Below are 26368 nucleotides of genomic sequence, written 5' to 3' on the forward strand. Positions count from 1 at the left end.
AAGGTGCATGTGCCTCACTCTGGGCCAGAAGTGCCGCGGCGTCAACCCCCTGCATGAATATGTGAGCCAACGCACATTCATTCAGTTATCGCTATGACGTTGACCTATCAAGACAGATCGTGACATTCTGAACGACATGAACTCTCGACAGCAAGGACCCGGCGGCTTCGGCGGCTTCGGCTTCGATCCCGACCAGATCTTCGGCCCCCACGGCGTGCTCAACCAGGTCTTCGGCAACCAGGGCGGCGGCGGCTGGGCAGGCAGCGGCTGGGGCGGCAGCCCCTGGGGGCAGCGCCCGCCGCGTCCTCCGCAGCCCGGTCAGCGCCAGGGGCCGCGCTCGGGTCGGCGGGCCCGCCGCGGGGACGTGCGCAACGCGATCCTGCACCTGCTGCAGCGCGAGCCGATGAACGGCTACCAGCTCATGCAGGAGATCGCCCAGAGCTCCGGCGGTGCCTGGCAGCCCAGCTCGGGGGCGATCTATCCGGCGCTGAGCCTGCTGGAGGACGAGGGGCTGGTGGAGCAGCTCGACGTCGACGGCCGCAAGGCCTACCAGCTCACCGAGGCCGGTCGCCGCGCCGCCGCGGACCTGCCCCGCCAGGCGTGGATGGGCACCGGCGGAGCGGAGCCGGACGATCCGTGGGCAGGCGAGGAGTCGGGCGCCTGGGCCGGGGATGGTGAACGCGCTCATGACCGGCACAACCGCCACCACACCCACGACCGTCACGGCGGCGGGCGTCGGGAGCGGGGCGCGCAGCTGTGGAAGGCGCTGGGCAGCGTGGCGATGGCTACCCAGGCCGTCGGCCAGGCCGGCGACCAGCAGCTCTCGCGGGAGGCTGCCGACCTCCTCGACCGCACCCGACGCGACCTGTACCGGCTGCTGGCCGAGGCCGAGGTCGCCCGGGATGAGGACGAGCGCGGGTACGGCGCTGACGGCGAGGACGATCTCGACCCCGACGTGGACGGCGAGATCACCGACGCCGAGATCGTCGACGAGGACTGAGGCGCGTGCCCGGGGGGCGGCAGCCCCCCGGGTCGGGAGAACGGCGGGGGGTGCCCGGGGGCGGCAGCCCCCCGGGTCGGGAGAACGGCGGGGGGTGCCCGGGGGGCGGCAGCCCCCGGGTCGGGAGAACGGCGGGGGGTGCCCGGGGGGCGGCAGCCCCCGGGTCGGGAGAACGGCGGGGGGTGCCCGGGGGCGGCAGCCCCCGGGTCGGGAGAACGGCGGGGGGTGCCCGGGGGGCGGCAGCCCCCCGGGTCGGGAGAACGGCGGGGGGTGCCCGGGGGGCGGCAGCCCCCCGGGTGACGGCATACTTGCACCCATGGCCGATCACTATGACGTTGTTGTCCTGGGCGCCGGCCCCGGTGGGTATGTCGCGGCGATCCGCGCGTCCCAGCTGGGCAAGAAGGTGGCCGTCGTCGAGAAGCAGTACTGGGGCGGCGTGTGCCTCAACGTCGGCTGCATCCCGTCCAAGGCCTTGTTGAAGAACGCCGAGCTGGCGCACACCCTCACGCACGAGAAGAAGAAGTACGGCATCGAGGGCGACGTCACGATGTCCTACGGCCCGACGCACAAGCGCAGTCGCCAGGTGTCGGCCGGCATCGTCAAGGGCGTGCACTTCCTGATGAAGAAGAACAAGATCACCGAGGTGGACGGCTGGGGCACGCTCACCTCGGCGACCTCGATGGACGTCGAGCTCGAGGGCGGCGAGAAGCAGCAGCTGACCTTCGACAACCTCATCATCGCGACCGGCTCCGTCACCCGCATGCTCCCGGGCGTCGAGGTCAGCAAGAACGTCGTCACCTACGAGGAGCAGATCCTCGACGAGGAGCTGCCCGGCTCGATCGTCATCGCCGGGTCCGGCGCCATCGGCGTGGAGTTCGCCTACGTCATGGCCAACTTCGGGGTCGACGTGACGATCGTGGAGTTCATGGACCGGATGGTCCCCTCGGAGGAGCCGGAGATCTCCAAGCTCCTGGCCAAGGAGTACAAGAAGCTCGGCGTCAAGGTACACACCGGCACCAAGGTCGAGTCGGTGGAGGACACCGGTGACGGTGTGAAGGTCACGGTCAGCCGGGACGGCAACACCGAGGTGCTGGAGGCCGACAAGCTGCTGTCCGCGATCGGCTTCGCGCCCCGCACCGAGGGCTTCGGGCTGGAGAACACGGGTGTGGAGCTGACCGACCGCGGCGCGATCGCGATCGACGACTACATGCGCACCAACGTCGACGGCGTCTACGCCATCGGCGACGTCACCGCCAAGCTGATGCTCGCCCACGTCGCCGAGGCACAGGGCATCGTCGCCGCCGAGACCCTCGCCGGCGCCGAGACCATGCCGATCGACTACCGGTTCATCCCCCGCGCCACCTACTGCCACCCGCAGATCGCCTCCATGGGCCTGACCGAGGACCAGGCCAAGGAGGCCGGTCACGAGGTCAAGACCGCCACCTTCCCGTTCAGCGCCAACGGCAAGGCCGCCGGCCTGGGCTCGAACGTCGGCTTCGTCAAGGTCGTCGCCGACGCCGAGCACCACGAGATCCTCGGCACCCACATGGTCGGTCCCGACGTCACCGAGCTGCTGCCGGCCGTGAACGTGGCGCAGACCTGGGACCTCACCGCCGACGAGGTCTCCCGCGTCGTCTTCGCGCACCCCACGCTCGGGGAGGCCCTCAAGGAGGCCATGCACGGCATCGCGGGCCACATGATCAACTTCTAGGCCTCGCCGCGCACGGGTGGCCGCGTCCTCCAGCATCGGCCGGGCGGCCCTCCTCGTCGCGGGCCTGACCGGCGTCTCGACCCTCCTCGGCTTCGGCCGCGACATGGTCATCGCCGCGGTCTACGGGGCCGGGGCCGAGCTCGACGCCTACTTCGTCGCGCTCGGCCTTGCCAACATCCTTCTCGGGCTGTTCGGCACCTCGCTCACCCGTGCCTCCACCCCGGTCCTGGCCCGCGAGGCCAGGGACGAGCAGCGGTGCGACGGGCACCGCAGCTTCGACACGGTGCTCACCATCTCGGTGGTGGTCATCGGCGCGCTCAGCGTGGTGCTGGGCCTGGCGGCCGCCCCCATCGCGCAGGTGCTGGCCCCCGGCCTGGGGCCCGAGGCCAGCGGCACGCTGGTCCTGCTCACCAGGATCGTGCTGGTCACCACGGTGCTGGTCGCCGCCACGGACCTGCTGGTCTCGCTGGCCCAGGGGCACGGCGTCTTCCGGTGGGGAGCCCTGCAGGGGGTGCCGTTCAACCTCGTGATGATCGCTGCGGCCGGGTTCTTCGGCCCCCGCTACGGCATCGTCGCGCTGGCCATCGGTTTCGTGGTCGGCTCGCTGGCCCGGCTGGCGCTCCAGGTGTGGGCCGCGACCCGGCACCGCTGGCCGCTGCGGCCCCGCTGGGACCTACGCTCCCCCGGCGTGCGCGAGATGGGGGCGCTGCTGCCGCCGCTGGTCGTGGGTCAGGCGGTCCTCAACGTCAACACCCTGGTGGACCGGGCGGTCGCCTCGACCGTGGGGGACGGCGCGGTCACGGCGATCTTCCTGGGCTGGCGGCTCGTCAACCTGCCCGAGATGCTCGTCGTCGCCGCCCTGGTCGCGCCGCTCTACCCCGCCATGGGCGCCGCCGCCCAGGACCCTGCCCGCATGCGACATCTCGTGGGCCGTGGGCTGACGGTGGGCCTGACCCTGCTCGCTCCCGTGTCGGTGGTGCTGCTCGTCGCCTCCGAGGAGACGGTGGCGCTCGCCTTCGGCCGGGGCGCCTTCGACGCGGAGGCGGTGCGGCTCACCGCGCTCGCCGTGGTCTGCTTCCTGCCTGGCCTGTTCGCGCTCGCCTGCCGGCAGGTGCTGGTGAGCGCCTGCTACGCCGTGGGGGACACCCGCGGACCGGTGAGGATCGGGGTCGTCGCGATGGTGGTCAACGTCGTCGGCACGCTCGCCCTGGCGCGGGTATGGGGCGTGGCCGGCATCGCGCTGGCCACGTCCCTGTCGATGGTCGTCGCGGTCCTGCTCATCGCCCGCCTGGCCCACGTACGGCACCGACTGCTGCCGGCCCGGGAGGCCGGCCTGCTGGTGCTCCGGACCGGAGCGGCCACGCTCGTCGCCGCCGTCGTCACCGGGCTGGCGGTGCGTGGCCTGGCCCTGCCCACGGCGTGGCAGGTGCTCGTCCTGGCCGCGGTGGTGTCGGCCGGCTCCTACCAGCTGACCCTGGTGGCGCTGCGCGCCCCCGAGCGGCGGATCGCGGGAGAGGTCATCTCCCGGCTGCGCTCGCGGGGGTGAGACTCCGGCGCGGTGCTGTCACCCCGGTCCGCCCACCGGCCGGCCAGCAGGTGCAGCGCCGGCCGTGGGTCGCCCATCCGGGCCACGCTGTGCCGGGCGCCGACGCCCCAGCGCACACTGTCCCAGACGTCGTGGACCAGCCCGCCGCGCCGCTCGGCGACCGCGCGGCGCAGGTCCCCCGGCAGCCAGTGGTAGCGCAGGCCAGCCTGACCGTCTCCCAGCTCGGGGACCGGTGCGCCGATCGCCGAGCGGGCCCACGCGTCGACGAGGCCGGGTCGCGCGCTCTCGCTGAGCGCCAACGACCCGAAGAAGCGTCCGTTGACGTCGATGAGGTGGTGCACCGCGTCGTCGTCGATGAGGAACTGCAGCTCGACCAGCCCGGTCCACCCCAGCCTGCGCAGGAACTCCTCGGAGCGTCCGGCGAGGTCGGGGTCGACGGGCACGGTGCGCGCCCGGGCGGAGGCACCCGTCGGCGTGGGCCACAAGCAGGGCGAGACCTGCTGCACCCGCCCCAGGAGCCGCCCCTCGTGCATCACCCCGATGAGTGCGCCGAGCCCGCCCTCGATGTGCTCCTGCAGCACCGGCTCGTCACCTTCGTGCGAGAAGCCCGCCAGGTGCTCGCGCAGACCTTCGCGGGTCCGGCAGATCCGCGTCTCCACCCGGTGTCGACGGCTGCGGTCGGGGACCCAGTGCCACCGGTTCTTGACCACGACCGGCAGCGGAGTCTCCTCGATGCTCACCGGCTCGGCGGAGGCGGTCCACGGCGCTGCGAGCCCGACGTCGGCGGCCAGCCGTGCCAGCTCGAGCTTGTCGAGCGCCCGGGCGACGACGTCCGGCGGCGGGTGCGCCACCCGGACGGGCAGCCTGTCCTGCAGGTAGGAGGTGGCCGCCATCCAGTCGTCCCCCGAGCCGAACACCACGTCATACCCGCCCAGCCGGTGCGCCTGCTCCACGGCGGAGACGAAGGCGTCCTTGTCCTCGGTCGGCCGGGGCACGACATGGACCGTGCCCACGGCGCGCGAGGCGCCAAGCAGGCCACCGTCCGCACGCGGCGAACCGGCGTCGACGCGCCAGCCGGCGGCCCGCAGCGCTCGGGCGGCGGTGAGAGCGCCGCGGTCCCGCACGTGCGCCAGGACCAGCACAGATCCAGGGCAGGTGCGGTCCATACCGGCACGATATAGATGGCACTGGCCAGGGGAAGGAGGCTCGCCGGACGACGTCGGATGGCAGGCGCGGCGCGGCGGGGGGTATCCCCCCGGATGTTCCGGTGGTGCACCGGCTGCTCTGGGCGGGCGGATCAGGACAGGCTGAGGGGTATGAACGAGCACCTCACCTCCTCCTCCCCTCTCGACCTCGGCCCCACGCCCGGCAGCGCCCCTGACGGCGGCCCTCCGCCCCTGCCGGGTCCGGTCCTGACCGGACCGATGACCGGCCACCGCCCGACCGGTGACGGCCCGGAGGACGCCAGCCCGGCCGGCGACGGCGCGACCGGCTTCCACCGACTGTTCGCCATCCTGCGGCGCTCCCCGGTGCGCCGGGACGGCACCCGGGGCGTGCTCGGCGGCCTGTGCGCCGGCATCGCCCGGTCCACCGGCCTCTCGGTCGTCGCGGTCCGGGTGATCGCGGTGGCCGCAGCCTTCCTGCCGGGCACCGTCGTCGGTGCCTACCTGCTCGCCTGGGCGCTGCTGCCGGACGAGGACGGCGGCATCCACGCCGAACGGGCGCTGTGCGACGGCCGCCCGCGGTCGTTGGTGATCCTCGGCCTGGGCGCGATCGCGCTGCTCGGCGTGCTCAGCTGGGTGCTCAACACCTGGCCGCTGCTGGTCGCCGCCGGCCTGGTGGCCCTGGTGCTGTTCCACCAGCTGGGCGGCTCCCAGGGGCGGCGCCACCCCAGCGCCTGACCGCTGCACCCTGAGGCCCCGGGGGGAGGCAGTCCCCGGGGCCTCAGGCTGCGTGACCACTCAAGCTCCGGGGCCGCTCACCCTCCGTGGCCGCTCAGGTCGCGGGCCCTCGGGACGGGCTCACGGACGCCGGCTCGACCCTCGACAGCTGACGAGCGGCCGTCAGGGCCAGGATCCCGCCGAAGGCGCTCATGACCAGGCCCGGCCCGGGCATCCACCCCTCGGTCCCGACCAACCCGAGCAGCTGCACCACCTGCCACACCGGCAGGGCCAGACCCACGACCCCCGCGATGACGCCCTGGACGACCGCAGCCATCCGCAGACGTGGAGGCAGGATTCCACCGGCGACGGCGAGCAGCGCGAAGTAGAAGACCCACAGGCCAGGGGCCACCCCCAGGACCAGGGTCCGTGACAGCCCGACGGCACCGCTGACAGTGCCCAGCTCGGTGTAGAGCCAGGGCAGCCAGCCGCCGAGCGCCATGAGGGCCCCAGCGCCCAGGAGCCGCATCCGTCCGGGGGGTCGCCGTCGCATGGACCGCACCCTAACGCGCCGCAGGCGGCAGGAATGCGGCCGTACCGTTCACCGCACCGCCCTACCGTTCGGCGTGTCGGACCCGCCGTTCGGCGCGGCTGCGGAGGGTCACCCTTGACCGGGTGCTGAGCGGCTCGGTTGTGTGGCCAAGCGCGGCACCCGCCGCCCATCCGCACCCCGAGCAAGGAGGCTCGATGCTCGACGTCGAACAACGACAACGGTACTGGAAACGCAATCTGCGGCTGATGGGCATACTTCTGGTCATCTGGGCCCTGGTGTCCTTCGGCGCCGGGATCATCTTCGTGGAACCGCTCAACAACATCTCCCTCTTCGGGATCCCGCTCGGCTTCTGGTTCGCCCAGCAGGGTTCGATCATCACCTTCCTCATCCTGATCGCGATCTACGTCTGGCGGATGGACAAGCTCGACGCCGAGTTCGGCATCACCGAGTACGAGCAGGAGGTGCATCACGGATGACCAGCACGCAGCTGTGGACCCTGATCTTCGTCGTCCTCACCTTCTCCTTCTACATCTGGATCGCCTACCGCAGCCGGGTCTCCGACACGGCTGGCTTCTACGTCGCGGGCGGTGGCATCCCCGCTCCCGCCAACGGCGCGGCGATCGCGGCGGACTGGATGAGCGCGGCGTCGTTCATCTCGATGGCCGGCATCATCGCCTTCTCCCAGAACGGCTACGCCGGCTCGGTCTTCCTCATGGGCTGGACCGGTGGCTACGTGCTGCTGGCCATGCTCCTGGCGCCCTACCTGCGCAAGTTCGGTAAGTACACGGTCCCCGAGTTCGTCGGGGACCGTTACAACGAGACGGCGCGCCTGGTCGCCGTCATCTGCGCCCTGGTCGTCTCCTTCGTCTACGTCGCCGGCCAGATGTCCGGTGTCGGCGTGGTCTTCCAGCGCTTCCTGGGCGTGGACGCGACCTGGGGCGTGATCATCGGGATGGCGATCGTCTTCACCTACGCCGTGCTCGGCGGGATGAAGGGCATCACCTGGACCCAGGCGGCGCAGTACACCGTGCTGATCATCGCCTACCTGATCCCGGCGGTCGCGATCTCGCTGCAGCTGGCCGGCAACCCGCTGCCGCAGATCGGCTTCGGCGCGATCCTGGACGACCTGGACGGGCTGCAGCGGGACCTGGGCATCGAGGCCTACACCGAGGCCTTCACCCAGACCTCGATGCTGAACATGATCCTCATCACGGCCGCGCTGATGTTCGGCACCGCCGGGCTGCCCCACGTCATCGTCCGGTTCTACACCGCCCGGTCGGTGCGGGCGGCGCGCTACTCGGCGCTGTGGGCGCTGTTCTTCATCGCCCTGCTCTACACCGTGGCCCCGGCGGTCGGCGCCTTCAGCAAGTACAACGTGCTGAACACCATCCCCGGCACCGCCGTGGACGAGACACCTGCCTGGTTCGACAGCTGGATGGAGGTCGGCCTCATCGAGGTCAACGACCTCAACGCCAACGGCATCATCGACGTCGCCGGCATCGGGCTCGGACCCGGCACCGAGCTGATCATCAACAACGACATCGTGGTGCTCGCGACGCCGGAGATCGCCGGCCTGCCGGCCCCGATCGTGGGCCTCGTCGCCGCGGGTGGCCTGGCGGCTGCCCTGTCGACGGCCTCGGGTCTGCTGCTGGTCATCTCCAGCTCCGTGGCCAACGACATCTACTACAAGCGGATCAACCCGCAGGCCACCGAGGCCCGCCAGCTCCTGGTCGGCCGGCTCGCGATGGCCGCGGCCATCCTCGTCGCGGGCTACCTGGGCATCAACCCGCCCGGGTTCGTGGCGGAGGTGGTCGCCTTGGCCTTCGGGCTGGCGGCGTCGAGCTTCTTCCCGATCCTCTTCCTGGGGATCTTCTGGAAGAAGGCGACCGCCATCGGAGCGGCGTGCGGGATGACGGTCGGCATCGTCTTCACGCTGGGCTACCAGCTGTGGACCCTGCCCACCTTCTTCGGCAACGACCCGATCTTCGACATCCCGGCCACCGGTGTCGGGACGATCGGCATGATCCTGAACCTGCTGACCATCCTCATCGTCAGCCAGTTCACGCCGAAGCCGAGCGAGCTGATGCAGCAGGTCGTCGAGGACGTCCGCTACCCCGGCCGCTCCGAGCTGGTCGTCGCCCACGCCGAGGGTCAGCTGGACGACCTGTCCACGGGTACCTCGGAGACGGGCGGTGCGCACGCGGCGCGGCCCGACCGCGACACGGGACCGGAGCACTGACCCGCCCCACCCGCTGACCGCACAACACCGACGGCACACCACAGAGGAGCCGGTCCCCACCTCCGGGGGCCGGCTCCTCCGCGTCATGCGGGCGCGCTCACCCGTCTGCCTGGCGCGAGGACGGAACCTTGCCCGCACCGCCGGCGTCCTACCCCCATCGATCTCGCGGCAGGAGCGGATGATGGCGCAGCACACCCGGTCACGCAGGCCCCTGGCCCTCCCCCTCGCCCTGGTGGCACCGCTGGTCGCCGGCGTCGCTGTCGCGGCGTGCACCCCGGCCGACCTCGTCGCCCCACCGGCAGCGGGGGCTGCTGTGCAGCTGGAGGACTTCGGGTCCTGCGAGGAGCTGCTGGACTACTTTCAGCAGCACGCCCTGGCGCAGGTGGGGCCCTGGGGGCTCGGCTCTCACTATGGCTGGGGCGGCAGCGGACCGTGGCCGGTGGATGACGCCATGCTCGACGCGGGCGTCGCAGGGGAGGCGGGCGACGCCGGCAGTGAGGCCGCGGCGGTGAGTGATGCGGGAGCGGGGGGTGACTACTCCGGCACCAACAACCAGAGCGAGGGGGTCGAGGAGCCCGATCTGGTGCAGACCGACGGCGAGATCATCGTCACCGTCAGCGCGGGCCGGCTCGTCGTCGTGGACGCCGCGAGCGCTACCCGGGTGGGAGCGGTCGAGCTGCCCCACCGGCGCGAGGGGCACAGCGAGCTGCTGCTGGACCGGGAGACGGGTCGGGCCCTGGTCCTGACGACCGAGTGGACCGAGTGGGGCGGTGACGGGGCCGCCGTCGACGGTGCGACGACCTGGCCCGCCTTCCCCCCGCAACGGACCGTGCTCACCCTGGTCGACGTGACGGACCCGGCGGCCCCCTCCGTCCTCGGCGGTATGCGGCTCGAGGGCGGCTACCGCTCGGCCCGGATGCACGACGGGACCGCCCGCGTGGTCATGGTGACCGAGCCGCCCGGGCTGAGCTTCGTCCAGCCCCGCGACGGCAGCCTGACCGCCGAGGAGGAAGCCACGGCCTCCAACCGGCGCATCATCGAGGAGTCGACCCTGGACGCCTGGCTTCCGCACCTGCAGGTCCTCACGGGCAGTGGCGGTGGAGGGACCGGCAGCGCAGCGACCGAGCTGGCCGTGCCGTGCACGGACGTCGCGCGGCCGCCGGAGTTCTCCGGCCTGTCCACCGTGTCCGTGCTGACCCTGGACCTCTCGGGTGAGCCCCGGCCGACCTCCGCCACCGGCCTCGTGGCCACCGGCTCGACCGTGTACGCCTCGGCGGACCGCCTCCTCGTCGCGACCTCGGCCTGGGACGCGCGGCCGGTCGAGGCCATGACTGGCGCGGACGTCCGGATGGAACAGCCGAGCACGGCGCTGCACGCCTTCGAGCTGGGACCGGACGGCCGCACGGACTACCTGGCCTCGGGCCGGGTGACGGGACAGCTGCGCAACCAGTTCGCGCTCGACGAGACCGACGGAGTCATCCGGGTGGCGACCACCCTGGAGGCCACCCAGGAGGCGCCCTCGAGCAGCTCGCTCGTGATGCTTGCGGAGCAGGGGCGCGAGCTGGTGCAGACCGGCCGGGTGGACGACCTTGGCCCCACCGAACGGATCAAGGCCGTCCGCTACCTCTCTCCCGACCTGGCGGCGGTCGTGACCTTCCGCGAGACCGACCCGCTCTACCTGGTCGACACCTCCGACCCCACAGCCCCGGTGGTGGCCGGCGAGCTGAAGATCCCGGGCTACTCGACCTACCTGCACCCGGCCGGCGACGGACGTCTGCTGGGCCTGGGACAGGACGCCACGGAGGACGGCCGCACCACCGGGCTGCAGCTGTCGGTCTTCGACGTCTCCAACCCCGGCGACCCCGTCCGGGTCTCGCAGGTGATGTGGCCGGACTACTACTCCGGGGCGGAGTACGACCACCGAGCCTTCCGCCACTGGACGGCGACCGGGCAGGTGTTCCTCCCCGTCGAGGTGTGGTCCGAGCACAACAGCTGGACCGGGGTGACCAGCGCGAGACTCATCGGCGACCAGGTGCACAAGGGGCCGGAGCTGCGGGTGGGCGGCTCCGACGCCACCGGCTGGGAGTACGCCTCCCGCACGCTCGTCATCGACGGCCTCCTGTGGGTGCTGACGGACTCGACCCTGCGGGCAGTGGACCTCACCACCCTGGAGGAGCACGCCACGGTCCGGCTCTGACCGAATATTTGTCGGGGTCCCCCCAGTCCGGGGCAATATCCCGACAGGAGGGCAGAACCCGGACGATCCTTCAGAGCCGTCCTTGCTACCCGAAGATCATGCAATGAACAGCGCCTATAGTCCCCTCTCAACGAATTGACTTCGCTCATGCACCTGGGTTAGACATAGGCCATGCCGATCCCCCCGCGTCGCCGAATGCGTCGCTGCTGAGTCCTGACCTCGCAGCCTGACGCACCGACGCGCACCGTGCCCACCGGCACGGCATACCGGCTCCGCGCCCTGGCGGGACTCAGCAGAGTGACCTTCACGCCACCCTGCCCCACCCTTCCCGAGAGTCCCCCTCCCAGAGCACCCAGGAGCACCCATGTCCAGCTACAGCTACAGCGACTTCACGACCCGCCAGATCCACGCCGGCCAGACCCCCGACTCGCAGACCGGGTCGCGCGCGCTGCCGATCTACCAGACCACCTCCTACGTCTTCGACGACGCCGACCAGGCCGCCAACCGGTTCTCGCTGGCCGAGCTCGGGCCGATCTACACCCGGATCACCAACCCGACCCAGGAGGTCGTGGAGAACCGGCTGGCCGACCTGGAGGGCGGAGTCGGAGCGCTGCTGACCGCATCTGGCTCCTCCGCGATCACCCTGGCGATCCTCAACCTCGCCGGCGCCGGGGACCACATCGTCTCCTCGCCCAGCCTCTACGGCGGCACGCAGAACCTGTTCGCCCACACCCTGCCCAAGCTGGGCATCGAGGTGAGCTTCGTGCAGGACCCGACGGACCCGGAGTCCTGGCGCGCGGCGTCGCGGCCCAACACCAAGGCCTTCTTCGGCGAGACCGTCTCCAACCCCAGCGGTGAGGTGCTGGACGTGCGGGCCGTGGCCGACGTCGCGCACGAGGAAGGGGTGCCGCTCGTCGTGGACAGCACGATCGCGACCCCCTACCTCTCCCGGCCGATCGAGCACGGTGCGGACGTCGTGGTCCACTCGGCCACGAAGTACCTCGGCGGTCACGGCACCTCGATCGCGGGCGCCATCATCGACAGCGGCAACTTCGACTACGGCGTGGGGGACAAGTTCCCCGGCTTCACCACCCCCGACCCGTCCTACAACGGGCTCGTCTACGCCGAGACGCTCGGCAAGGACGGCATCTTCGGCGCCAACCTGTCCTACATCCTCAAGGCCCGGGTGCAGCTGCTGCGCGACATCGGCCCGGCGATCTCCCCGTTCAATGCCTTCCTCATCGCCCAGGGCATCGAGACGCTGTCGCTGCGCCTGGACCGGCACGTGCAGAACGCGCAGCAGGTGGCGCAGTGGCTGACCGGGCACGAGCAGGTCGAGCACGTGGTCTACGCCGGGCTCCCTGAGCACCCCTCCTACGACCTGGCCCAGAAGTACCTGCCCAAGGGCCCCGGCGCGGTCCTGGCCTTCGAGATCAAGGGTGGCGTGGACGCCGGCAAGGCGTTCGTCTCCGCGCTCCAGCTGCACAGCAACGTCGCCAACATCGGCGACGTCCGCTCCCTGGTGATCCACCCCGCCTCGACGACCCACAGCCAGCTGAACGAGGAGGCGCTGCGCGCCGCCGGCGTCACCCCCGGGCTGGTCCGCCTGGCCGTCGGCATCGAGGGCATCGAGGACATCCTGGCCGACCTGGAGATCGGCTTCGCGGCCGCGGCGGAGGTCACCGGGGACGCCAAGGCAGCCTGATGACCGCCTCCCGCCGCCGCACCCACCCCGTCGGTGACCTGCAGCTGGACTCCGGGCAGACCCTCGAGGGCGTCCGGGTCAGCTACCGGACCTGGGGACGGCTCAACGAGGCCGGGGACAACGCGGTGCTGGTCCTGCACGCGCTCACCGGCGACAGCCTCGTCGTCGGCGAGCGCGGGCCGGACCAGCCCACTCCCGGCTGGTGGCCCGGGCTGATCGGGCCCGGCGCGCCGCTGGACACGGACGAGTGGTTCGTCGTCGCGCCGGACGTGCTCGGCGGCTGCCGCGGCACGACCGGACCGTCCTCGCCCGCACCGGACGGCCGCCCCTACGGCAGCACCTTCCCCCGGATCACGGTCCGCGACCAGGTGCGGGCCGAGGCGCTGCTGGCCGACGCCCTGGGCATCCGCTCCTTCGCCCTGGTCGTGGGCGGATCGGTCGGGGGTATGCGGTCCCTGGAGTGGGCGGTGAGCTACCCGGGCCGCGTCCGGCGGTGCGTCGCGCTCGCCGCGGGCGCCCGGGCCACCGCCGACCAGATCGCCTGGTCGGTGCCGCAGCTGCACGCGATCCGGCTCGACCCGGCCTTCCACGGCGGCGACTACTACCCCGGCCCCGGCCCCCGCGCCGGGCTGGAGATCGCCCGGCAGATCGCCCACACCACCTACCGGTCGGCGCCGGAGCTCGAGCTGCGCTTCGGACACTCCGCGCAGGAGGGGGAGGACCCGCTGCGCGGCGGCCGGTATGCCGTGCAGTCCTACCTGGAGCACCACGGCAAGAAGCTGGTGCGCCGGTTCGACGCCAACTCCTACCTGGTGCTGACCGAGGCGATGGTCTCCCACGACATCGGGCGCGGGCGGGGCGGCGTGGAGGCGGCGCTGCGCCGGATCACCGCCGAGCTCACGGTCGGCGTGGTGTCCAGCGACCGGCTGTTCACCCCCGGCGACGGTGAGGTCGTGGCCACGGCCCCCGCCTGCCGGGAGCTGGCCGTCATCGACTCCCCCTACGGCCACGACGCCTTCCTCATCGAGACCGAGCAGGTCTTCGGGATCATCCGCCGTGCCCTGACCAGCGCGCCGGTGCCGGCGTCCCCCCGGCCGCCCGGTGAGTATGCCTTGCCTGCGCACCTCGTCCAGCGGGAGGAGCCTGCGGTGAGCGGGACGCGAGCGGCGGCGCTCGGTGCCCTACGTGCGGCACCGGCCATGGTCGGCCCCAGCCTCTGGTAGGAGAGGCGCATACGCCTGTGCGCAAACGGTGTGTCACCTCGGTTGCTCGAACGACCGTGGTGACACACCGTTCTCGCACAAGCGTGGGGCAGCCGCCGGGAACCTTCCGGGCGGGTGACGCGTCCACCACGTAGGATCGATGGACGAGACGGGGAAAGGAGTGCCTCCATGGAGTGGTTGCGCGACTCGCAATGGCTGTGGTGGGTCGGGGCCGCCCTGGCCTTCGGCATCGTCGAGATGAACACCCTCGACCTCATCTTCCTCATGCTCGCCCTCGGAGCCCTGGTTGCGGCGATCGCAGCCGGCGCCGGGATCCCGCTGATCCTGCAGGTGCTCCTCTTCGGCCTCTCGGCCGGCCTGTTCGTCTTCGCCCTGCGCCCGGTGGCGCTGAAGTACCTGCGCCTGGAGGGCAAGGGCGACCCCACCCTCGGGATCGAGGGCAACATCGGGCTGACCGCCACGGTGGTCGAGGAGGTCACCGACCGGTCCGGCCTGATCAAGCTGCGCGGGGAGAACTGGACCTCCCGCGCCGAGCTGGAGGGGACGCACTACGCGCCCGGTGAGCTGGTGACCGTGGTGAAGATCGATGGCGCCACCGCCGTGGTCACCGCAGCACCCCCCGAGGACAAGCCCTTCGACGCACCTCCGGCCCCTCCCCACGACTGAACGTCATACAAGGAGAACACGCAGTATGGAACCAACCACCGTGATCGTCTGGGCGGTCGTCGCCCTCTTAGTGCTGTTCGTCGTCGTGGCGATCGCCCGGGCGATCCGCATCGTCCCGCAGGCGACTGCCGTCATCGTGGAGCGGCTGGGTAAGTACGACCGCACCCTCGACGCCGGCCTGCACTTCCTCGTCCCCTTCGTCGACCGTCCCCGCTCGGTGGTCGACCTGCGCGAGCAGGTCGTCAGCTTCCCGCCGCAGCCGGTGATCACCAGCGACAACCTGGTCGTCTCGATCGACACCGTCATCTACTTCCAGCCGACCGACCCCAAGGCGGCGACCTACGAGATCGCCAACTACATCCAGGGCATCGAGCAGCTGACCGTCACCACGCTGCGCAACGTCATCGGCTCCCTGGACCTGGAGCAGACGCTGACCAGCCGCGACATGATCAACGGCCAGCTGCGTGGGGTCCTCGACGAGGCCACCGGCCGCTGGGGCATCCGCGTCAACCGCGTCGAGCTGAAGGCCATCGACCCGCCGGCCTCCGTGCAGGACTCGATGGAGAAGCAGATGCGCGCCGAGCGTGACCGCCGCGCGACGATCCTGAACGCCGAGGGTGTCAAGCAGAGCCAGATCCTCACCGCCGAGGGTGAGAAGCAGGCCCAGATCCTGCGCGCCGAGGGCACCGCCCAGTCGGCGATCCTGGAGTCCCAGGGTGAGGCCCGTGCGATCCTGCAGGTCTTCGACGCCATCCACAAGGGCAACCCGGACAGCAAGCTGCTGGCCTACCAGTACCTGCAGATGCTGCCCGAGATCGCCAAGGGCGACTCCAACCAGATGTGGGTCGTGCCCACCGAGCTCACCGCCGCACTCTCCGGCATCGGGAACGCGCTGGGTGGCGGGAGCGGCTCCGGCAGCGGCGCCAACCTGGACGGCCCGTCGGCCGGTCTGCGCGCGGACTCCGGCTACTCCGGCCTGGACGACCTGGACACCCCTATGCTCGAGGACCCCAAGGAGGCGCTGCGCCGCGCCCGCGAGGAGGCCGACCACGCCTCCCGTGACGCGGAGGGTGCCACCAAGCAGCGCTCCGGCAAGGAGGCCGAGGCCGCCGTGGCCGAGGCAGCCCGCAAGGCCAAGGCCGCGCAGCAGCAGCGAGCCGAGGCCGACCAGGACCAGGCCCGCGAGCTGGGGCAGATGCCGCAGCAGGAGCAGGTCGTCCCCGACCTGCCCGAGCAGGGTCAGTCCGAGGCGGCGCCGCCCCAGACCGCGCACCGCGACCAGCCGGGCGCGACCTCGTGGGAGCGTCCCGCGGGCGAGCGCAAGCCCTGGGACCAGAGCCAGGGCTGACCCCACCCGCACAGCATCACCCCTGACGGGGCCGTGACCTGCACAGGTCGCGGCCCCGTCCGTGTCCCCCGGAGCTCAGCGGCGCCGGGCAGGGACGTGCCAGGGGGACGCCGCATACCCCCCTCGGTTGTGCGGCACCGCGCCCCACGTCAGAGTGGGGGGTATGCGGATCACCGACACCAGCGACCTGTGGTGGAAGAGCGCCGTCGTCTACTGCCTCGACATCGAGACCTTCCTGGACGCCAACGGCGACGGGATCGGGGACATCGAGGGCCTGGCGCAGCGCATCGACTACCTGGCCGAGCTCGGGATCAGCTGCCTGTGGCTGATGCCCTTCTTCCCCAGCCCGGACCGGGACGACGGCTACGACATCAAGGACTACCTGGGCGTCGACGAACGCCTCGGTGACCTGGGCCGGGTCGTGGAGCTGCTCCGGCTGGCGCACGACCGGGGCATCCGGGTCGTGGCCGACCTGGTCGTCAACCACACCAGCGACCAGCACCCGTGGTTCAAGGCCTCCCGGCGCGAGGCCGACCCGGCGAAGAACCCCTACCGCGACTACTACATCTGGCGCTCCGAGGAGCCGGGCGACACCTCCGACCAGGTGGTCTTCCCCGACAAGGAGGACTCGATCTGGACCAAGGACGAGGGGACCGGCGAGTGGTACCTGCACCACTTCTACCGCCATCAGCCGGACCTCAACCTGGACAATCCCAGGGTCGTCGACGAGCTGCTGCGCGCCGTCGGTTTCTGGCTCGAGCTGGGCTTCGACGGCTTCCGCGTCGACGGCGTGCCCTTCTTCGGACAGCAGGGGGGCAAGGAGGGCCCGGACCAGGTGGTCGACCCGCACGCCTTCACCCGCAAGCTGCGCGGCTTTCTCAACCGCCGCAAGGGTGACGCGGTGCTGCTCGGGGAGGTCAACCTGCCGTACGAGGAGCAGCTCGCCTTCTTCGGCGGCGCGTCGGCCGACGAGCTGCACATGCAGTTCGACTTCATCGGGATGCAGGCGACCTACCTGTCGCTGGCCCGGGCCGATGCCCGGCCGCTGGTCACGGCCCTGCAGGAGCGCCCGACGCTGCACCACTCCAACCAGTGGGCCACCTTCCTGCGCAACCACGACGAGCTGACCCTGGACAAGCTCTCCGACGAGGAGCTCCAGGAGGTCTTCGCCGCCTTCGGCCCGGAGGAGGAGATGCAGGTCTACGGGCGCGGCCTGAAACGTCGCCTGCCGCCGATGCTCCAGGGCGACCCGCGCCGGGTCCGGATGGCCTACTCGCTCCTGTTCTCGCTGCCGGGCACGCCGACCCTCTACTTCGGCGAGGAGATCGGGATGGGCGAGGACCTCGATGCCGAGGGCCGGATGGCGGTCCGCACCCCGATGCAGTGGAGTGCCACCAAGAACGGCGGCTTCTCCTCCGCTCCCCCGTCCCGGTTGGTCCAACGCGTCGTGCCGGACGGCTTCGGTCCCGAGCACGTCAACGTCAAGGACCAGCTGCACGACCCCGACTCGCTGCTGTCCTGGATGCGCCGGCTGATCGAGATCCGGCGGGCCTGCCCCGAGCTGGGTTGGGGTGAGCTGTCCATCCTCGAGCACGACGCCGGGCACGGGGTGCTCGCCCACCGGCTCTCGCTCGACGAGAGCGCCGTCGTGGCGCTGCACAACCTGCACCCGGACCCGGTCACGGTGACCGTGCCGGTAGAGGGCTTCGGTGCCGAGCCACGGGTCGTGGACCTGTTGACCCACGAGGTCGTCGACGCCGAGGGTGCCCGCGCCCGGTCCTCGCTGGAGGGCTACGGGCTGCGCTGGCTCCGCGTCCGGGCCGCCGGTGACCTGGCTGTGCCGTGAGCGACCCCTCCTGGTCGACAGATCTTGCACCCCAGGCCCGCGTCACCCCACATCCCGGACCACGCGTACTCCGCACCTGTCCCGCATAACCCGCACCCCATACCCCGAATGAACAGGAGCGTGACATGACCCGGATCGGCTTCCACGCCTCGCACGAGCAGATCTCGCCCCGCCAGCTGCTCGCCGACGTCCAGCACGCGGAGCGCGCCGGCTTCCAGATGGCCATGTGCTCCGATCACCTCGCCCCGTGGAGCGAGCGGCAGGGACACTCCGGCTACACCTGGTCCTGGCTCGGTGCGGCCCTGGCCACCACCGACCTGGAGCTGGGGTGCGTCAGCGCCCCGGGGCAGCGCTACCACCCGGTGGTGCACGCCCAGCGGATCGCCACCCTGGGTCAGATGTTCCCCGGCCGGTTCTGGGTGGCGCTGGGCAGCGGGCAGAACATGAACGAGCACGTCACCGGCGACCTCTGGCCACGCAAGGAGGTGCGCAGTCAGCGACTGGACGAGTGCGTCGACGTGATCCGGCGGCTGCTGGCCGGGGAGACCGTCTCCCACGACGGCCTCGTCCGCGTGCACGAGGCCCAGATCTGGGAACGCGCCGACCCCGTGCCCCCGCTGCTCGCCCCGGCGATCACGGTCGAGTCCGCCAGCCGCGTCGCCGCCTGGGCCGAGGGGTTGATCACCCTCAACCAGCCGATCGAGGTGCTGCGCGACCTGCTCGCCGCCTACCGCGACGCCGGCGGCACCGGGCCGGCCGCCCTCCAGGTGCACCTGTCCTGGGCACGGACCGAGGAGGAGGCCGAGCGGATCGCCCACGACCAGTGGCGCAGCAACGTCTTCGACGAGCCCGTCGACTCCGACACCGCCCAGCCGGCCGCCTTCGACATCATGTCCGAGCACGTCGGCACCGGTGCGGTGCGCGAGGCCGTCAGGGTCTCGGCCGACCTGGCGCAGCACGTCGAGTGGCTGCAGGAGTATGCCGAGCTGGGCTTCGACGACCTCTACCTGCACTTCGTGGGTCAGGAGCAGGAGGAGTTCATCGACGTCTTCGCCGAGCACGTGCTCCCGCAGGTCCTGCCGGGGTCGGGCGCAGGGGCCGGCTGAGGGCACTGGCGCTGGACTCGTCGTCTGCTGCGGGGTCTGCACTCGTCGAATGCTGCGGCTGTGCATGCCAGAACCGGCGATGGCGGGCATGCCCGCAGCATTCGGTGACCGGAGACGGCCAGGGTGTCAGCGGCCCCAGCGCGGGTCGCGACCGGTGAGGGCCACCACCTCGTCGAGCGGCTCGGTGTTGCCCTCCGGCACCGGCACCGCGCGGCCGAAGATGCCCGGCCAGCCCTCTCCGCCCTCCAGCCGGGGACGCTCGTAGTCCAGCGCCTCCTGCACCGCCGCCGGGGCGGGGTCGTAGGGCAGGCCGGCGCCCCGCGCGAGGTCCCAGCCGTGCACGACGAGGTCCACGACCATCTGCTGGGCGTACTCGTGCCGGGTCACCGGCCCGAAGGACATCTGGATCTGCACCGTCTCGTCATCCACCTGCGCCCACGCCAGCAGCGAGCGCGTGATGGCGTCCTCCCACGCCGCGGGCGGGTCGGAGCCCAGGACGTCCCCGTCGTAGTCGTCCCCGACCTCGGCCAAGGTCTCGCCAGCCAGGAGCCGGGGGACCCAGAGGTGCTCGGCGGTCAGGTGGTTGAGCAGGGTGCGCAGGTCCCAGTCCGCGCACGGTGTCGGGCGACGCCATACCGGATCACCAGCGTCGGACGGCAGCAGCCGCACCACGTCGCTCACCCCGGCAGCCGCCGCGCCCAGCACCTGCCGGGCCATCGACGAGGTCAGATCGGCCATGCCTGCCACCCTGCCACGGGAGCGCGGGACGGGGCTACCTGTGCTGCAGCGCCCGGGACCTCCGAGGAGCTGCTGGGTCCCCCCCGCCGCAGGCCGCTGAGGCCCCGAGGACGAGACCGGCGGCCGGCCCGTCAGCCGGGCTGGCCGGGCGGCAGATCCACCCAGCGGGTGCCGACCCGCTCCACGGACCCCGCTCCGGACGTCAGCCGGGCGACCTCGCCGCGCACCTGGTCGACCCGCTCGGCCGGGACCCCGACCTGGAGGACGACGTCCCCGGCACCCCACCGCACGTCGAGGACCTGGACGTCCTGGGCCCGCAGGTCGTGCTCCAGCCGACCGGTCAGGTCCGGTGTCGTCTGCACCTGCAGCACCTGCAGCTGCTGGCGCACGAGGATCGTGGCCCGGTCCACCGCCTCCCGGACCGCGCCGCCGTAGGCCCGGACCAGCCCACCCGTGCCGAGCAGCGTGCCGCCGAACCAGCGGGTCACCACGGCGACCACGTCGGTCAGCCCGGCGCCGGTGAGCACCTCGAGCATCGGCATACCGGCGGTGCCGTCCGGCTCACCGTCGTCGTTGCTGCGCACGGTCGCCCCTCCCGGCCCCAGGACGAACGCCGAGCAGTGGTGGCGAGCGTCCCAGTGCGTGCTCCGTGCCTCCTCGACCACCGCACGCGCAGCCGTCTCGTCGTCCACCCGCCGCAGCCAGCACTCGAAGACCGATCGCTTCTCCTCCAGGCTGACCACGACCGGCGCCGCCACCGTGCGCAGGGTCGTCGGCTCCACCCCCGCAGGGTATGCCGTCCCTCTGCTCCTAGACTGGCAGGCATGGTCCGCCTGCTGAAGTCCATCGTCGTCGGTCTTCTCGCCGCCCTGGTGGTGCTGCTCCCCGGAGGGGTCGCGCTGGCCCATGACGAGCTGCTCTCCACCGACCCGGAGGACGGGGCCACGGTCCAGGAGGCACCCGAGGAGCTGGTCCTGACCTTCAGCGGGCAGATCGCACAGGTGGGTGCACAGCTGCAGATCACCGATGCCGACGGCACCGACGTCGCGGACGGCGACCCCGTGGTCGAGGGGACCGATCTGGTCCAGGCGCTGTCCGACGTCGGCTCCGGTGACTACGAGGTGATCTGGCGGGTGACCAGCTCCGACGGCCACCCGATCTCCGGCACCTTCGGCTTCACCGTCGAGGCGGCGGAGGAGACCGAGGAGCCGGCCGAGGGCACGACGGACCCGGCCACGGACGAGGCCACGGAGGACGCGACCGACGAGACCACGGACGGCGCAGCGGTCGAAGCCACTCCGGACGCCACGGACGAGGCCACCGACGAGGTCACTGAAGACCCCACCGAGGACGCCACGGAGGTGGCGACCGACGACGCCGGCACTGTCGTCGCCGAGGACGACAACGGGATGCCCGCGTGGGTCTGGGTCGTGGTCGGCGTGGCCGTGCTGGCCCTCGTGGCGCTGCTGGCGCGTACCTGGAGCCGCGGCCGCAACTGACTGCGCCCCCCTTGTCGCCTGATGCGGGGTCGAGCCCGCGCACCCCTAGGGCCGATTCCGGATGAGAGCCACGTCTCATGTAGCCTAGGGCTCACGCAGATCACACACCCCGGGACGGCTCCGCGACCTGAGTTCCTCAGCCAGCGATGCCGAACCCGCAGACGACACAAGGGGGTCACGCCATGGGGCGCGGCCGAGCCAAGGCAAAGCAGATCAAGGTCGCTCGGAAGTTGAAGTACTCAACTCCGGAGACCGACCTCACCGCACTCGAGCGCGAGCTTCGCGCGTCGCGAGGAGAGTCCAGCGAGAGCTACTCCTCCTCCGTCGAGGACGACACCGACGAGGACGACGACACGTACGCGTCCTATGACGCCGGTGACGACCAGGACGACTACGGGTCCTGGACCGGCAACGGCCACCGCTGAGGTCCGTGGACGGTCGGGCCGTCCTGCGTGACGAGGACCACCTGACCCGGACGGAGAACGATGGCGCGAGCTCGCCATGAGGCCTCGTGGACCCACGCGGAGGCAACGGTCAAGGGCAGCACCCAGGGCAACCGCCCCTGGGTGCTGATCCTGTGCGTGGCGCTCATCGTGGGTCTGGCGACCCTGGGCTACTCCCGGTTCTGGAACCTGCAGACCGTCAGCTACGAGCTGCGCGAGTGCGCCCAGCCACTGACGGACGAGTCCACCTGGGAGCAGGTCCAGGCCGCCGGGTGCGACCCCGTCGACCCCGGACAGACGAAGCTGTGGGTGACCAACGAGGGTGAGCAGATCGAGCCGGCCACGGTCGAGGGGTCGACGTTCAGCTTCGACATGATCCCCATCCACTCCCCCGCGCCCGGCCTGCGCGTCGAGCTGGACGGGGCGGCGCAGTCCATCGTCATCGCGGAGCCGGAGAACCAAAAGATCCGACGGCAGATGAACGGTGACCGGGCAGGCACCTCCTGGAGCGCGAACATCGGCTCCCGCGGCCCGCTGCACTACTGGGTCCTCGTCACACCCTGACTCGGGCCTCGTGACTGTCCCGACCAGGACACCCGCACCCTCGTCGGCGGACCTGCCCTGAGGCGTCAGGAGGCCGGGTAGGACCCGACCATCTGCACGGCACCGCCGTCGACGCCCTTGGCCCCCTGGACCACCGGCGCGTCCGGCCGCGCTGCGTCCGGACCGGTCACGGAGCCCACCACCCAGGCCTCGATCCCGTGCCCGGCCAGCAGCTGGACCGCACGGTCCACGCCCTCGGGGGCGAGCACGGCGACGAAGCCGACCCCCATGTTGAGGGTCTGCTCCAGGTCGCCCAACGGCACCCGACCCAGCTCCTGCACCAGGCCGAAGACCGCCGGCGGCGTCCACGACCGCTCCACGGTCGCCAGCACGCCGACCGGCAGCACGCGGGCCAGGTTCGCCGCCAGGCCGCCGCCGGTGACGTGGGAGAGCGCGTGCAGGCCGAGGTCGGCGCGGACCACCTCGAGCAGCGGACGCGTGTAGATCCGGGTCGGCTCCAGGCACTCCTCCCCGAGGGTCCGCCCCAGCTCCTCGACGTGCCGGTCCCACTCCCAGCCGGCTGCTGCGAAGACCCGCCGCACCAGCGAGTAGCCGTTGGAGTGCAACCCCGAGGACGCGAGCGCCAGCACCACGTCGCCCTCCCGCACCCGGTGGGGGCCGAGCACCTCGTCCCGCTCCACGACACCGGTCGCGGCGCCGGCCACGTCATACTCGTCCGGGTCCAGCAGCCCGGGGTGCTCGGCGGTCTCCCCGCCCACGAGCGCGACCCCGGCCAGCTCGCAGCCGCGGGCGATCCCGGAGACGATCGCGGCGATCCGCTCCGGCACCACCTTGCCGCAGGCGATGTAGTCGGTCATGAACAGCGGCTCCGCCCCGCTGACCACGATGTCGTCCACGACCATCCCCACGAGGTCCTGGCCGATCGTGTCGTGCACGTCCATCGCCTGGGCGATCGCCACCTTGGTGCCTACCCCGTCCGTGGAGGAGGCGAGCACCGGGTGCCGCATACCCTTCAGCGCCGACGCGTCGAACATCCCCGCGAACCCGCCCAGCCCGCCGAGCACCTCGGGCCGGGTCGCGCGGCGCACTGACTCCTTCATCAGCTCGACCGCGCGGTCCCCGGCGTGCACGTCCACCCCGGCGCTGGCATAGGTGATCGGCTGGTCGGTCATGGGGTCCCCTCGGTCTTCGGGCGGTCGGGCGGCTCCAGGGTATGCCGTGCCGCCCTGTCGTCCTCCGCCTGGCCAGTCTCGCCTGCCTCCACCAGCTCCACCGGCTCCCCAGGCTCCCCTGGCTCCACCAGCTCCACCGGCTCCCCAGGCTCCCCTGGCTCCACCGGCTCCACCGGCTCCACTGGCTCCCCGTGCGAGCGTCCGCGGGGCGCGGCGCGGGCGGCCAGCTCCTCGAACGGTGGCGAGGGGTGGGAGCCGATCCCCTTGGCGGCCCGTACCTCCGGTGGCAGCTCGCGTCGCCAGCCCCGGACCGCGGCGGTGAGGATGCCGGCGATGGGCACGGCGAGGAACAGGCCGGGCAGACCCAGGGCGATGCCGCCGCCGGTGGAGAGCAGCAGGGTCAGCAGGGGCGGGAACTCCATGGCCCGGCTCATCAGCAGCGGGGAGAGCACATTGCCCTCGATCTGCTGGACGGCCAGGACGATGAGCAGGGCCCAGACCGCGGTCGTCACGCCGTTGAAGAAGAGGGCCACGGCCACCGCGACGGCACCGGCCAGGGTGGCGCCGATCATCGGGATGAAGCCCAGGATGAAGGTGAGCAGCGCGATGGGGACGGCCAGGGGGACGCCGAGCAGGTACAGGCCCAACCCGATGAAGATGCCGTCGACCGCGCCGGTGACGGACGAGGCGAACATCCACCAGCGGGCGGTGGTCGCCGCGTCCCGGATCGCCGCGAAGGCCGGCAGCTGCCGGCTGCCCGGGACCGCGGCGACGATGCCCTGCGTCATCGTCTTGCCGCCGACGAGCGCGAAGATGGTGGCGAAGAGCGCGACCACCACGACGGTGAGGGTCGAGCCGAGCGCGGACAGGGTGGTGCGCGCATACCCCGTCAGGCCCGCGGCGATGTCGCCGAGCCGGTTCTGCAGCTGGTTCTGGATGTTCTCGACGAACTCCTCCGGCAGCGACCAGCCGCGCTCGAGGAACCAGTCGTTGGCGGAGGTGAGGCTGCCGCCGATCGCGTCGAAGATCCGCGGCCCGGCCTCGAGCATCTGGACCAGGGTGAACCAGGCCAGGGCGCCGATCGCGGCGGCGTAGAGCGCGACGACGACCAGTGTGGCCAGCGCCCTGGGCAGGTGCCGCTCGAGCCTGCCGACGACCGGCCACAGCAGGGCGGCCTGGGTGAAGGCGATGAAGGCCGCGATCGCGATGACCGTGACCTGCAGGGTGAGCCAGATGGCCAGCAGCGCCACCGCCGCGATGAGGAGCATCCGCCACGCGAGGGTGGCCTCCATGCGCAGCCAGACCGGCCGGTTCACGGCGGCCCCCTCGGGCTCGGTGGCGGTCACCGTCCTGAGGTCGTCCGCCGGTCCAGCGTGCCGACGTCGGTGATGTCCACGTCGTCGTGCACCGCCGGGAACTGCAGCTCCAGCACGTCCTTGCCGAGCTGGTCGCGGCTAGGCAGCGTGATCGGGTAGTCACCGCTGAAGCAGGCCGTGCACAGCGCCGAGCGGTCCTGCTCCGTCGCCGCGACCATCCCGTCCTCGGAGATGTAGCCCAGCGAGTCGGCCCCGATCGAGGTGCGGATGTCCTCGACGGCCAGGCCGGTGGCGATGAGCTCGGCGCGGGTCGCGAAGTCGATCCCGTAGAAGCAGGGCCAGCGCACCGGCGGGGAGGAGATCCGCACGTGCACCTCCGCGGCACCCGCCTCGCGCAGCATCCGCACCAGCGCCCGCTGCGTGTTGCCGCGCACGATCGAGTCGTCGACCACCACCAGCCGCTTGCCCTTGATGACGTCGCGCAGCGGGTTGAGCTTGAGCCGGATCCCCAGCTGCCGGATGGTCTGCGACGGGGCGATGAAGGTGCGCCCGACGTAGGCGTTCTTCACCAGGCCGTGGCCGAAGGGGATCCCGGAGGCCTCGGCATAGCCGATGGCGGCAGGGGTGCCCGACTCCGGGGTGGGCATGACCATGTCGGCCTCGACCGGGTGCTCGGCCGCCAGCCGCCGGCCCATCTCGACCCGGCTGTCGTAGACCTCGCGGCCGGCGATCTTGGTGTCGGGACGGGCGAGGTAGACCCACTCGAAGACGCAGCGCTTGGGCGCCGGCTCCGCGAACCGCTGGCTGCGCAGGCCGTCCTCGTCGATGGCGATGAGCTCCCCGGGCTCGATCTCGCGCACGACCGAGGCGCCGACGATGTCCAGCGCGGCGGTCTCCGAGGCCACCACCCAGCCGCGCTCCAGCCGGCCCAGGACCAGGGGACGGACCCCCTGCGGGTCGCGGGCGGCATACAGGGTCGTCTCGTCGCAGAAGACCAGGCTGAACGCGCCGCGCAGCAGCGGCAGCACCCGCATGGCCGCGGTCTCCAGGGGGATGTCCGGGTCGGAGGTGAGCAGGCCAGTGACGAGCGCGGTGTCGGTGGTGTTGCCCCGGCCGACCTCGCCGCGGGAGCGGCTCAGGTCGCCGCCGAGCGTCTCGGCGAGCCGGTCGCGCAGCTCGGCGGTGTTGATGAGGTTGCCGTTGTGGGTCAGTGCGACCGTGTGGTCGTCGGTGCCCCCCAGGGTGGGCTGGGCGTTCTCCCACGAGTTGCGGCCGGTCGTGGAGTAGCGGCAGTGGCCGACCGCCAGGTGGCCGGGCAGCGAGGCGAGCGCGGACTCGTCGAAGACCTGGCTGACCAGGCCGACGTCCTTGTAGACCACGAGGCGCTGCCCGTCGCTGGTCGCGATGCCGGCCGCCTCCTGCCCGCGGTGCTGGAGGGCGTAGAGGCCGAAGTAGGTGAGCTTGGCGACCTCCTCGCCGGGGGCCCATACCCCGAAGACGCCGCAGGCGTCCTGGGGCAGACGCTCACCGGGCAGGAGGTCGTGCGAGAGCCGTCCGTCGGGTCGTGCCACGGTCCTCATCCTCCCACAGCACCCGCGCCCGACAAGCCCGACCGA

At 71.7% G+C, this 26368-nt stretch carries 23 protein-coding genes; 16 read left to right on the forward strand and 7 right to left on the reverse strand.

The annotated features are described in order from the left end of the window. Positions 1-136 precede the first annotated feature (136 nt). The 3 genes from ESZ52_RS16120 (at position 137) to murJ (ending at position 4257) form a co-directional block, all read left to right on the forward strand. Complete coding sequence (locus ESZ52_RS16120; protein WP_131105817.1) at positions 137-1000, forward strand: PadR family transcriptional regulator; 864 nt, start codon at positions 137-139, stop codon at positions 998-1000. Between the two features lie 316 nt (positions 1001-1316). Next, positions 1317-2711, forward strand: coding sequence for a dihydrolipoyl dehydrogenase (gene lpdA / locus ESZ52_RS16125; protein WP_131105818.1), 1395 nt, complete (start codon positions 1317-1319; stop codon positions 2709-2711). A gap of 16 nt (positions 2712-2727) precedes the next feature. Further along, entirely contained in the window at positions 2728-4257 is a 1530-nt protein-coding gene (gene murJ, locus ESZ52_RS16130) for a murein biosynthesis integral membrane protein MurJ (RefSeq protein ID WP_131105819.1), read from the forward strand. Here murJ and ESZ52_RS16135 read toward each other — a convergent pair. Beyond that, on the reverse strand, positions 4173-5423 hold the full coding sequence (locus ESZ52_RS16135; RefSeq protein WP_181010048.1) for an ATP-grasp domain-containing protein: 1251 nt from the start codon (positions 5421-5423) through the stop codon (positions 4173-4175). The genes murJ and ESZ52_RS16135 overlap by 85 nt on opposite strands. A 150-nt stretch (positions 5424-5573) precedes the next feature. Between ESZ52_RS16135 and ESZ52_RS16140 the strand changes: the two genes are divergently transcribed. After that, positions 5574-6158: a PspC domain-containing protein gene (locus ESZ52_RS16140; RefSeq protein ID WP_181010047.1), complete on the forward strand. Its 585-nt coding sequence runs from the start codon at positions 5574-5576 to the stop codon at positions 6156-6158. A gap of 94 nt (positions 6159-6252) precedes the next feature. On the opposite strand, the gene ESZ52_RS16145 is transcribed toward ESZ52_RS16140, so the two are convergent. Beyond that, complete coding sequence (locus tag ESZ52_RS16145; RefSeq protein ID WP_131105821.1) at positions 6253-6690, reverse strand: hypothetical protein; 438 nt, start codon at positions 6688-6690, stop codon at positions 6253-6255. A gap of 194 nt (positions 6691-6884) precedes the next feature. Between ESZ52_RS16145 and ESZ52_RS16150 the strand changes: the two genes are divergently transcribed. The 9 genes from ESZ52_RS16150 (at position 6885) to ESZ52_RS16190 (ending at position 19020) form a co-directional block, all read left to right on the forward strand. After that, positions 6885-7166 carry a DUF4212 domain-containing protein gene (locus ESZ52_RS16150; RefSeq protein ID WP_131105822.1) on the forward strand — a complete coding sequence of 94 codons (282 nt, stop codon included), beginning with the start codon at positions 6885-6887 and terminating at the stop codon, positions 7164-7166. Further along, on the forward strand, positions 7163-8929 hold the full coding sequence (locus tag ESZ52_RS16155) for a sodium:solute symporter family protein (protein ID WP_131105823.1): 1767 nt from the start codon (positions 7163-7165) through the stop codon (positions 8927-8929). The genes ESZ52_RS16150 and ESZ52_RS16155 overlap by 4 nt, the downstream gene beginning before the upstream one ends. A 181-nt stretch (positions 8930-9110) precedes the next feature. Continuing rightward, complete coding sequence (locus tag ESZ52_RS16160) at positions 9111-11126, forward strand: beta-propeller domain-containing protein (protein WP_181010046.1); 2016 nt, start codon at positions 9111-9113, stop codon at positions 11124-11126. Between the two features lie 364 nt (positions 11127-11490). Beyond that, a complete protein-coding gene (locus tag ESZ52_RS16165; protein ID WP_131105825.1) occupies positions 11491-12831 on the forward strand; it encodes a bifunctional o-acetylhomoserine/o-acetylserine sulfhydrylase in 1341 nt (446 codons plus the stop codon). Beyond that, complete coding sequence (gene metX / locus ESZ52_RS16170) at positions 12831-14054, forward strand: homoserine O-acetyltransferase MetX (protein WP_131105826.1); 1224 nt, start codon at positions 12831-12833, stop codon at positions 14052-14054. Before ESZ52_RS16165 ends, metX begins: the two co-directional genes overlap by 1 nt. Before the next feature lie 168 nt (positions 14055-14222). After that, positions 14223-14720 carry an NfeD family protein gene (locus ESZ52_RS16175; protein WP_131105827.1) on the forward strand — a complete coding sequence of 166 codons (498 nt, stop codon included), beginning with the start codon at positions 14223-14225 and terminating at the stop codon, positions 14718-14720. A 25-nt stretch (positions 14721-14745) separates the two neighbouring features. Beyond that, positions 14746-16068 carry an SPFH domain-containing protein gene (locus ESZ52_RS16180; RefSeq protein WP_131105828.1) on the forward strand — a complete coding sequence of 441 codons (1323 nt, stop codon included), beginning with the start codon at positions 14746-14748 and terminating at the stop codon, positions 16066-16068. A 163-nt stretch (positions 16069-16231) separates the two neighbouring features. Beyond that, positions 16232-17914, forward strand: coding sequence for an alpha-amylase family protein (locus tag ESZ52_RS16185; protein ID WP_131105829.1), 1683 nt, complete (start codon positions 16232-16234; stop codon positions 17912-17914). A 125-nt stretch (positions 17915-18039) separates the two neighbouring features. Beyond that, on the forward strand, positions 18040-19020 hold the full coding sequence (locus ESZ52_RS16190) for a TIGR03885 family FMN-dependent LLM class oxidoreductase (RefSeq protein ID WP_131105830.1): 981 nt from the start codon (positions 18040-18042) through the stop codon (positions 19018-19020). Positions 19021-19146: 126 nt separating this feature from the next. Here ESZ52_RS16190 and ESZ52_RS16195 read toward each other — a convergent pair whose 3' ends face one another. Both ESZ52_RS16195 and ESZ52_RS16200 read right to left on the reverse strand, forming a co-directional pair. Next, on the reverse strand, positions 19147-19758 hold the full coding sequence (locus ESZ52_RS16195) for a TIGR03086 family metal-binding protein (protein ID WP_131105831.1): 612 nt from the start codon (positions 19756-19758) through the stop codon (positions 19147-19149). A 131-nt stretch (positions 19759-19889) separates the two neighbouring features. Further along, entirely contained in the window at positions 19890-20540 is a 651-nt protein-coding gene (locus ESZ52_RS16200) for an IMPACT family protein (RefSeq protein WP_238154640.1), read from the reverse strand. Between the two features lie 42 nt (positions 20541-20582). Here ESZ52_RS16200 and ESZ52_RS16205 point away from each other — a divergent pair, with 42 nt between their 5' ends. The 3 genes from ESZ52_RS16205 to ESZ52_RS16215 all read left to right on the forward strand — a co-directional run bounded on the left by ESZ52_RS16205 (position 20583) and on the right by ESZ52_RS16215 (position 22264). Next, positions 20583-21257 carry a copper resistance CopC family protein gene (locus tag ESZ52_RS16205; RefSeq protein WP_131105833.1) on the forward strand — a complete coding sequence of 225 codons (675 nt, stop codon included), beginning with the start codon at positions 20583-20585 and terminating at the stop codon, positions 21255-21257. A gap of 230 nt (positions 21258-21487) precedes the next feature. Next, positions 21488-21682 carry a DUF3073 family protein gene (locus ESZ52_RS16210; RefSeq protein ID WP_238154639.1) on the forward strand — a complete coding sequence of 65 codons (195 nt, stop codon included), beginning with the start codon at positions 21488-21490 and terminating at the stop codon, positions 21680-21682. Between the two features lie 60 nt (positions 21683-21742). Beyond that, positions 21743-22264, forward strand: a complete 522-nt coding sequence (locus tag ESZ52_RS16215; protein WP_131105835.1) for a hypothetical protein — start codon at positions 21743-21745, stop codon at positions 22262-22264. Positions 22265-22329: 65 nt separating this feature from the next. Here ESZ52_RS16215 and purM read toward each other — a convergent pair whose 3' ends face one another. Genes purM through purF form a run of 3 tightly spaced genes read right to left on the reverse strand, consistent with a single transcriptional unit; the run spans position 22330 to position 26332 of the window. Further along, positions 22330-23436, reverse strand: a complete 1107-nt coding sequence (purM, locus tag ESZ52_RS16220; RefSeq protein ID WP_131106702.1) for a phosphoribosylformylglycinamidine cyclo-ligase — start codon at positions 23434-23436, stop codon at positions 22330-22332. Then, complete coding sequence (locus ESZ52_RS16225) at positions 23433-24782, reverse strand: AI-2E family transporter (protein ID WP_131105836.1); 1350 nt, start codon at positions 24780-24782, stop codon at positions 23433-23435. The genes purM and ESZ52_RS16225 overlap by 4 nt, the downstream gene beginning before the upstream one ends. Continuing rightward, on the reverse strand, positions 24779-26332 hold the full coding sequence (gene purF, locus ESZ52_RS16230) for an amidophosphoribosyltransferase (protein ID WP_131105837.1): 1554 nt from the start codon (positions 26330-26332) through the stop codon (positions 24779-24781). Before purF ends, ESZ52_RS16225 begins: the two co-directional genes overlap by 4 nt. Positions 26333-26368: the final 36 nt, after the last annotated feature.

The organism is Ornithinimicrobium sufpigmenti, from assembly GCF_004322775.1.
GTDB classification, from domain to species: domain Bacteria; phylum Actinomycetota; class Actinomycetes; order Actinomycetales; family Dermatophilaceae; genus Ornithinicoccus; species Ornithinicoccus sufpigmenti.

Excerpts from the sequence above, each read along its gene's own strand:
- ESZ52_RS16120 (WP_131105817.1), top strand. The coding sequence starts at position 137 with ATGAACTCTCGACAGCAAGGACCCGGCGGCTTCGGCGGCTTCGGCTTC.
- lpdA (WP_131105818.1), top strand. The coding sequence starts at position 1,317 with ATGGCCGATCACTATGACGTTGTTGTCCTGGGCGCCGGCCCCGGTGGG.
- ESZ52_RS16135 (WP_181010048.1), bottom strand. The coding sequence starts at position 5,423 with ATGGACCGCACCTGCCCTGGATCTGTGCTGGTCCTGGCGCACGTGCGG.
- ESZ52_RS16140 (WP_181010047.1), top strand. The coding sequence starts at position 5,574 with ATGAACGAGCACCTCACCTCCTCCTCCCCTCTCGACCTCGGCCCCACG.
- ESZ52_RS16145 (WP_131105821.1), bottom strand. The coding sequence starts at position 6,690 with ATGCGACGGCGACCCCCCGGACGGATGCGGCTCCTGGGCGCTGGGGCC.
- ESZ52_RS16150 (WP_131105822.1), top strand. The coding sequence starts at position 6,885 with ATGCTCGACGTCGAACAACGACAACGGTACTGGAAACGCAATCTGCGG.
- ESZ52_RS16155 (WP_131105823.1), top strand. The coding sequence starts at position 7,163 with ATGACCAGCACGCAGCTGTGGACCCTGATCTTCGTCGTCCTCACCTTC.
- ESZ52_RS16160 (WP_181010046.1), top strand. The coding sequence starts at position 9,111 with ATGGCGCAGCACACCCGGTCACGCAGGCCCCTGGCCCTCCCCCTCGCC.
- ESZ52_RS16165 (WP_131105825.1), top strand. The coding sequence starts at position 11,491 with ATGTCCAGCTACAGCTACAGCGACTTCACGACCCGCCAGATCCACGCC.
- metX (WP_131105826.1), top strand. The coding sequence starts at position 12,831 with ATGACCGCCTCCCGCCGCCGCACCCACCCCGTCGGTGACCTGCAGCTG.
- ESZ52_RS16175 (WP_131105827.1), top strand. The coding sequence starts at position 14,223 with ATGGAGTGGTTGCGCGACTCGCAATGGCTGTGGTGGGTCGGGGCCGCC.
- ESZ52_RS16180 (WP_131105828.1), top strand. The coding sequence starts at position 14,746 with ATGGAACCAACCACCGTGATCGTCTGGGCGGTCGTCGCCCTCTTAGTG.
- ESZ52_RS16185 (WP_131105829.1), top strand. The coding sequence starts at position 16,232 with ATGCGGATCACCGACACCAGCGACCTGTGGTGGAAGAGCGCCGTCGTC.
- ESZ52_RS16190 (WP_131105830.1), top strand. The coding sequence starts at position 18,040 with ATGACCCGGATCGGCTTCCACGCCTCGCACGAGCAGATCTCGCCCCGC.
- ESZ52_RS16195 (WP_131105831.1), bottom strand. The coding sequence starts at position 19,758 with ATGGCCGATCTGACCTCGTCGATGGCCCGGCAGGTGCTGGGCGCGGCG.
- ESZ52_RS16205 (WP_131105833.1), top strand. The coding sequence starts at position 20,583 with ATGGTCCGCCTGCTGAAGTCCATCGTCGTCGGTCTTCTCGCCGCCCTG.
- ESZ52_RS16215 (WP_131105835.1), top strand. The coding sequence starts at position 21,743 with ATGGCGCGAGCTCGCCATGAGGCCTCGTGGACCCACGCGGAGGCAACG.
- purM (WP_131106702.1), bottom strand. The coding sequence starts at position 23,436 with ATGACCGACCAGCCGATCACCTATGCCAGCGCCGGGGTGGACGTGCAC.
- purF (WP_131105837.1), bottom strand. The coding sequence starts at position 26,332 with ATGAGGACCGTGGCACGACCCGACGGACGGCTCTCGCACGACCTCCTG.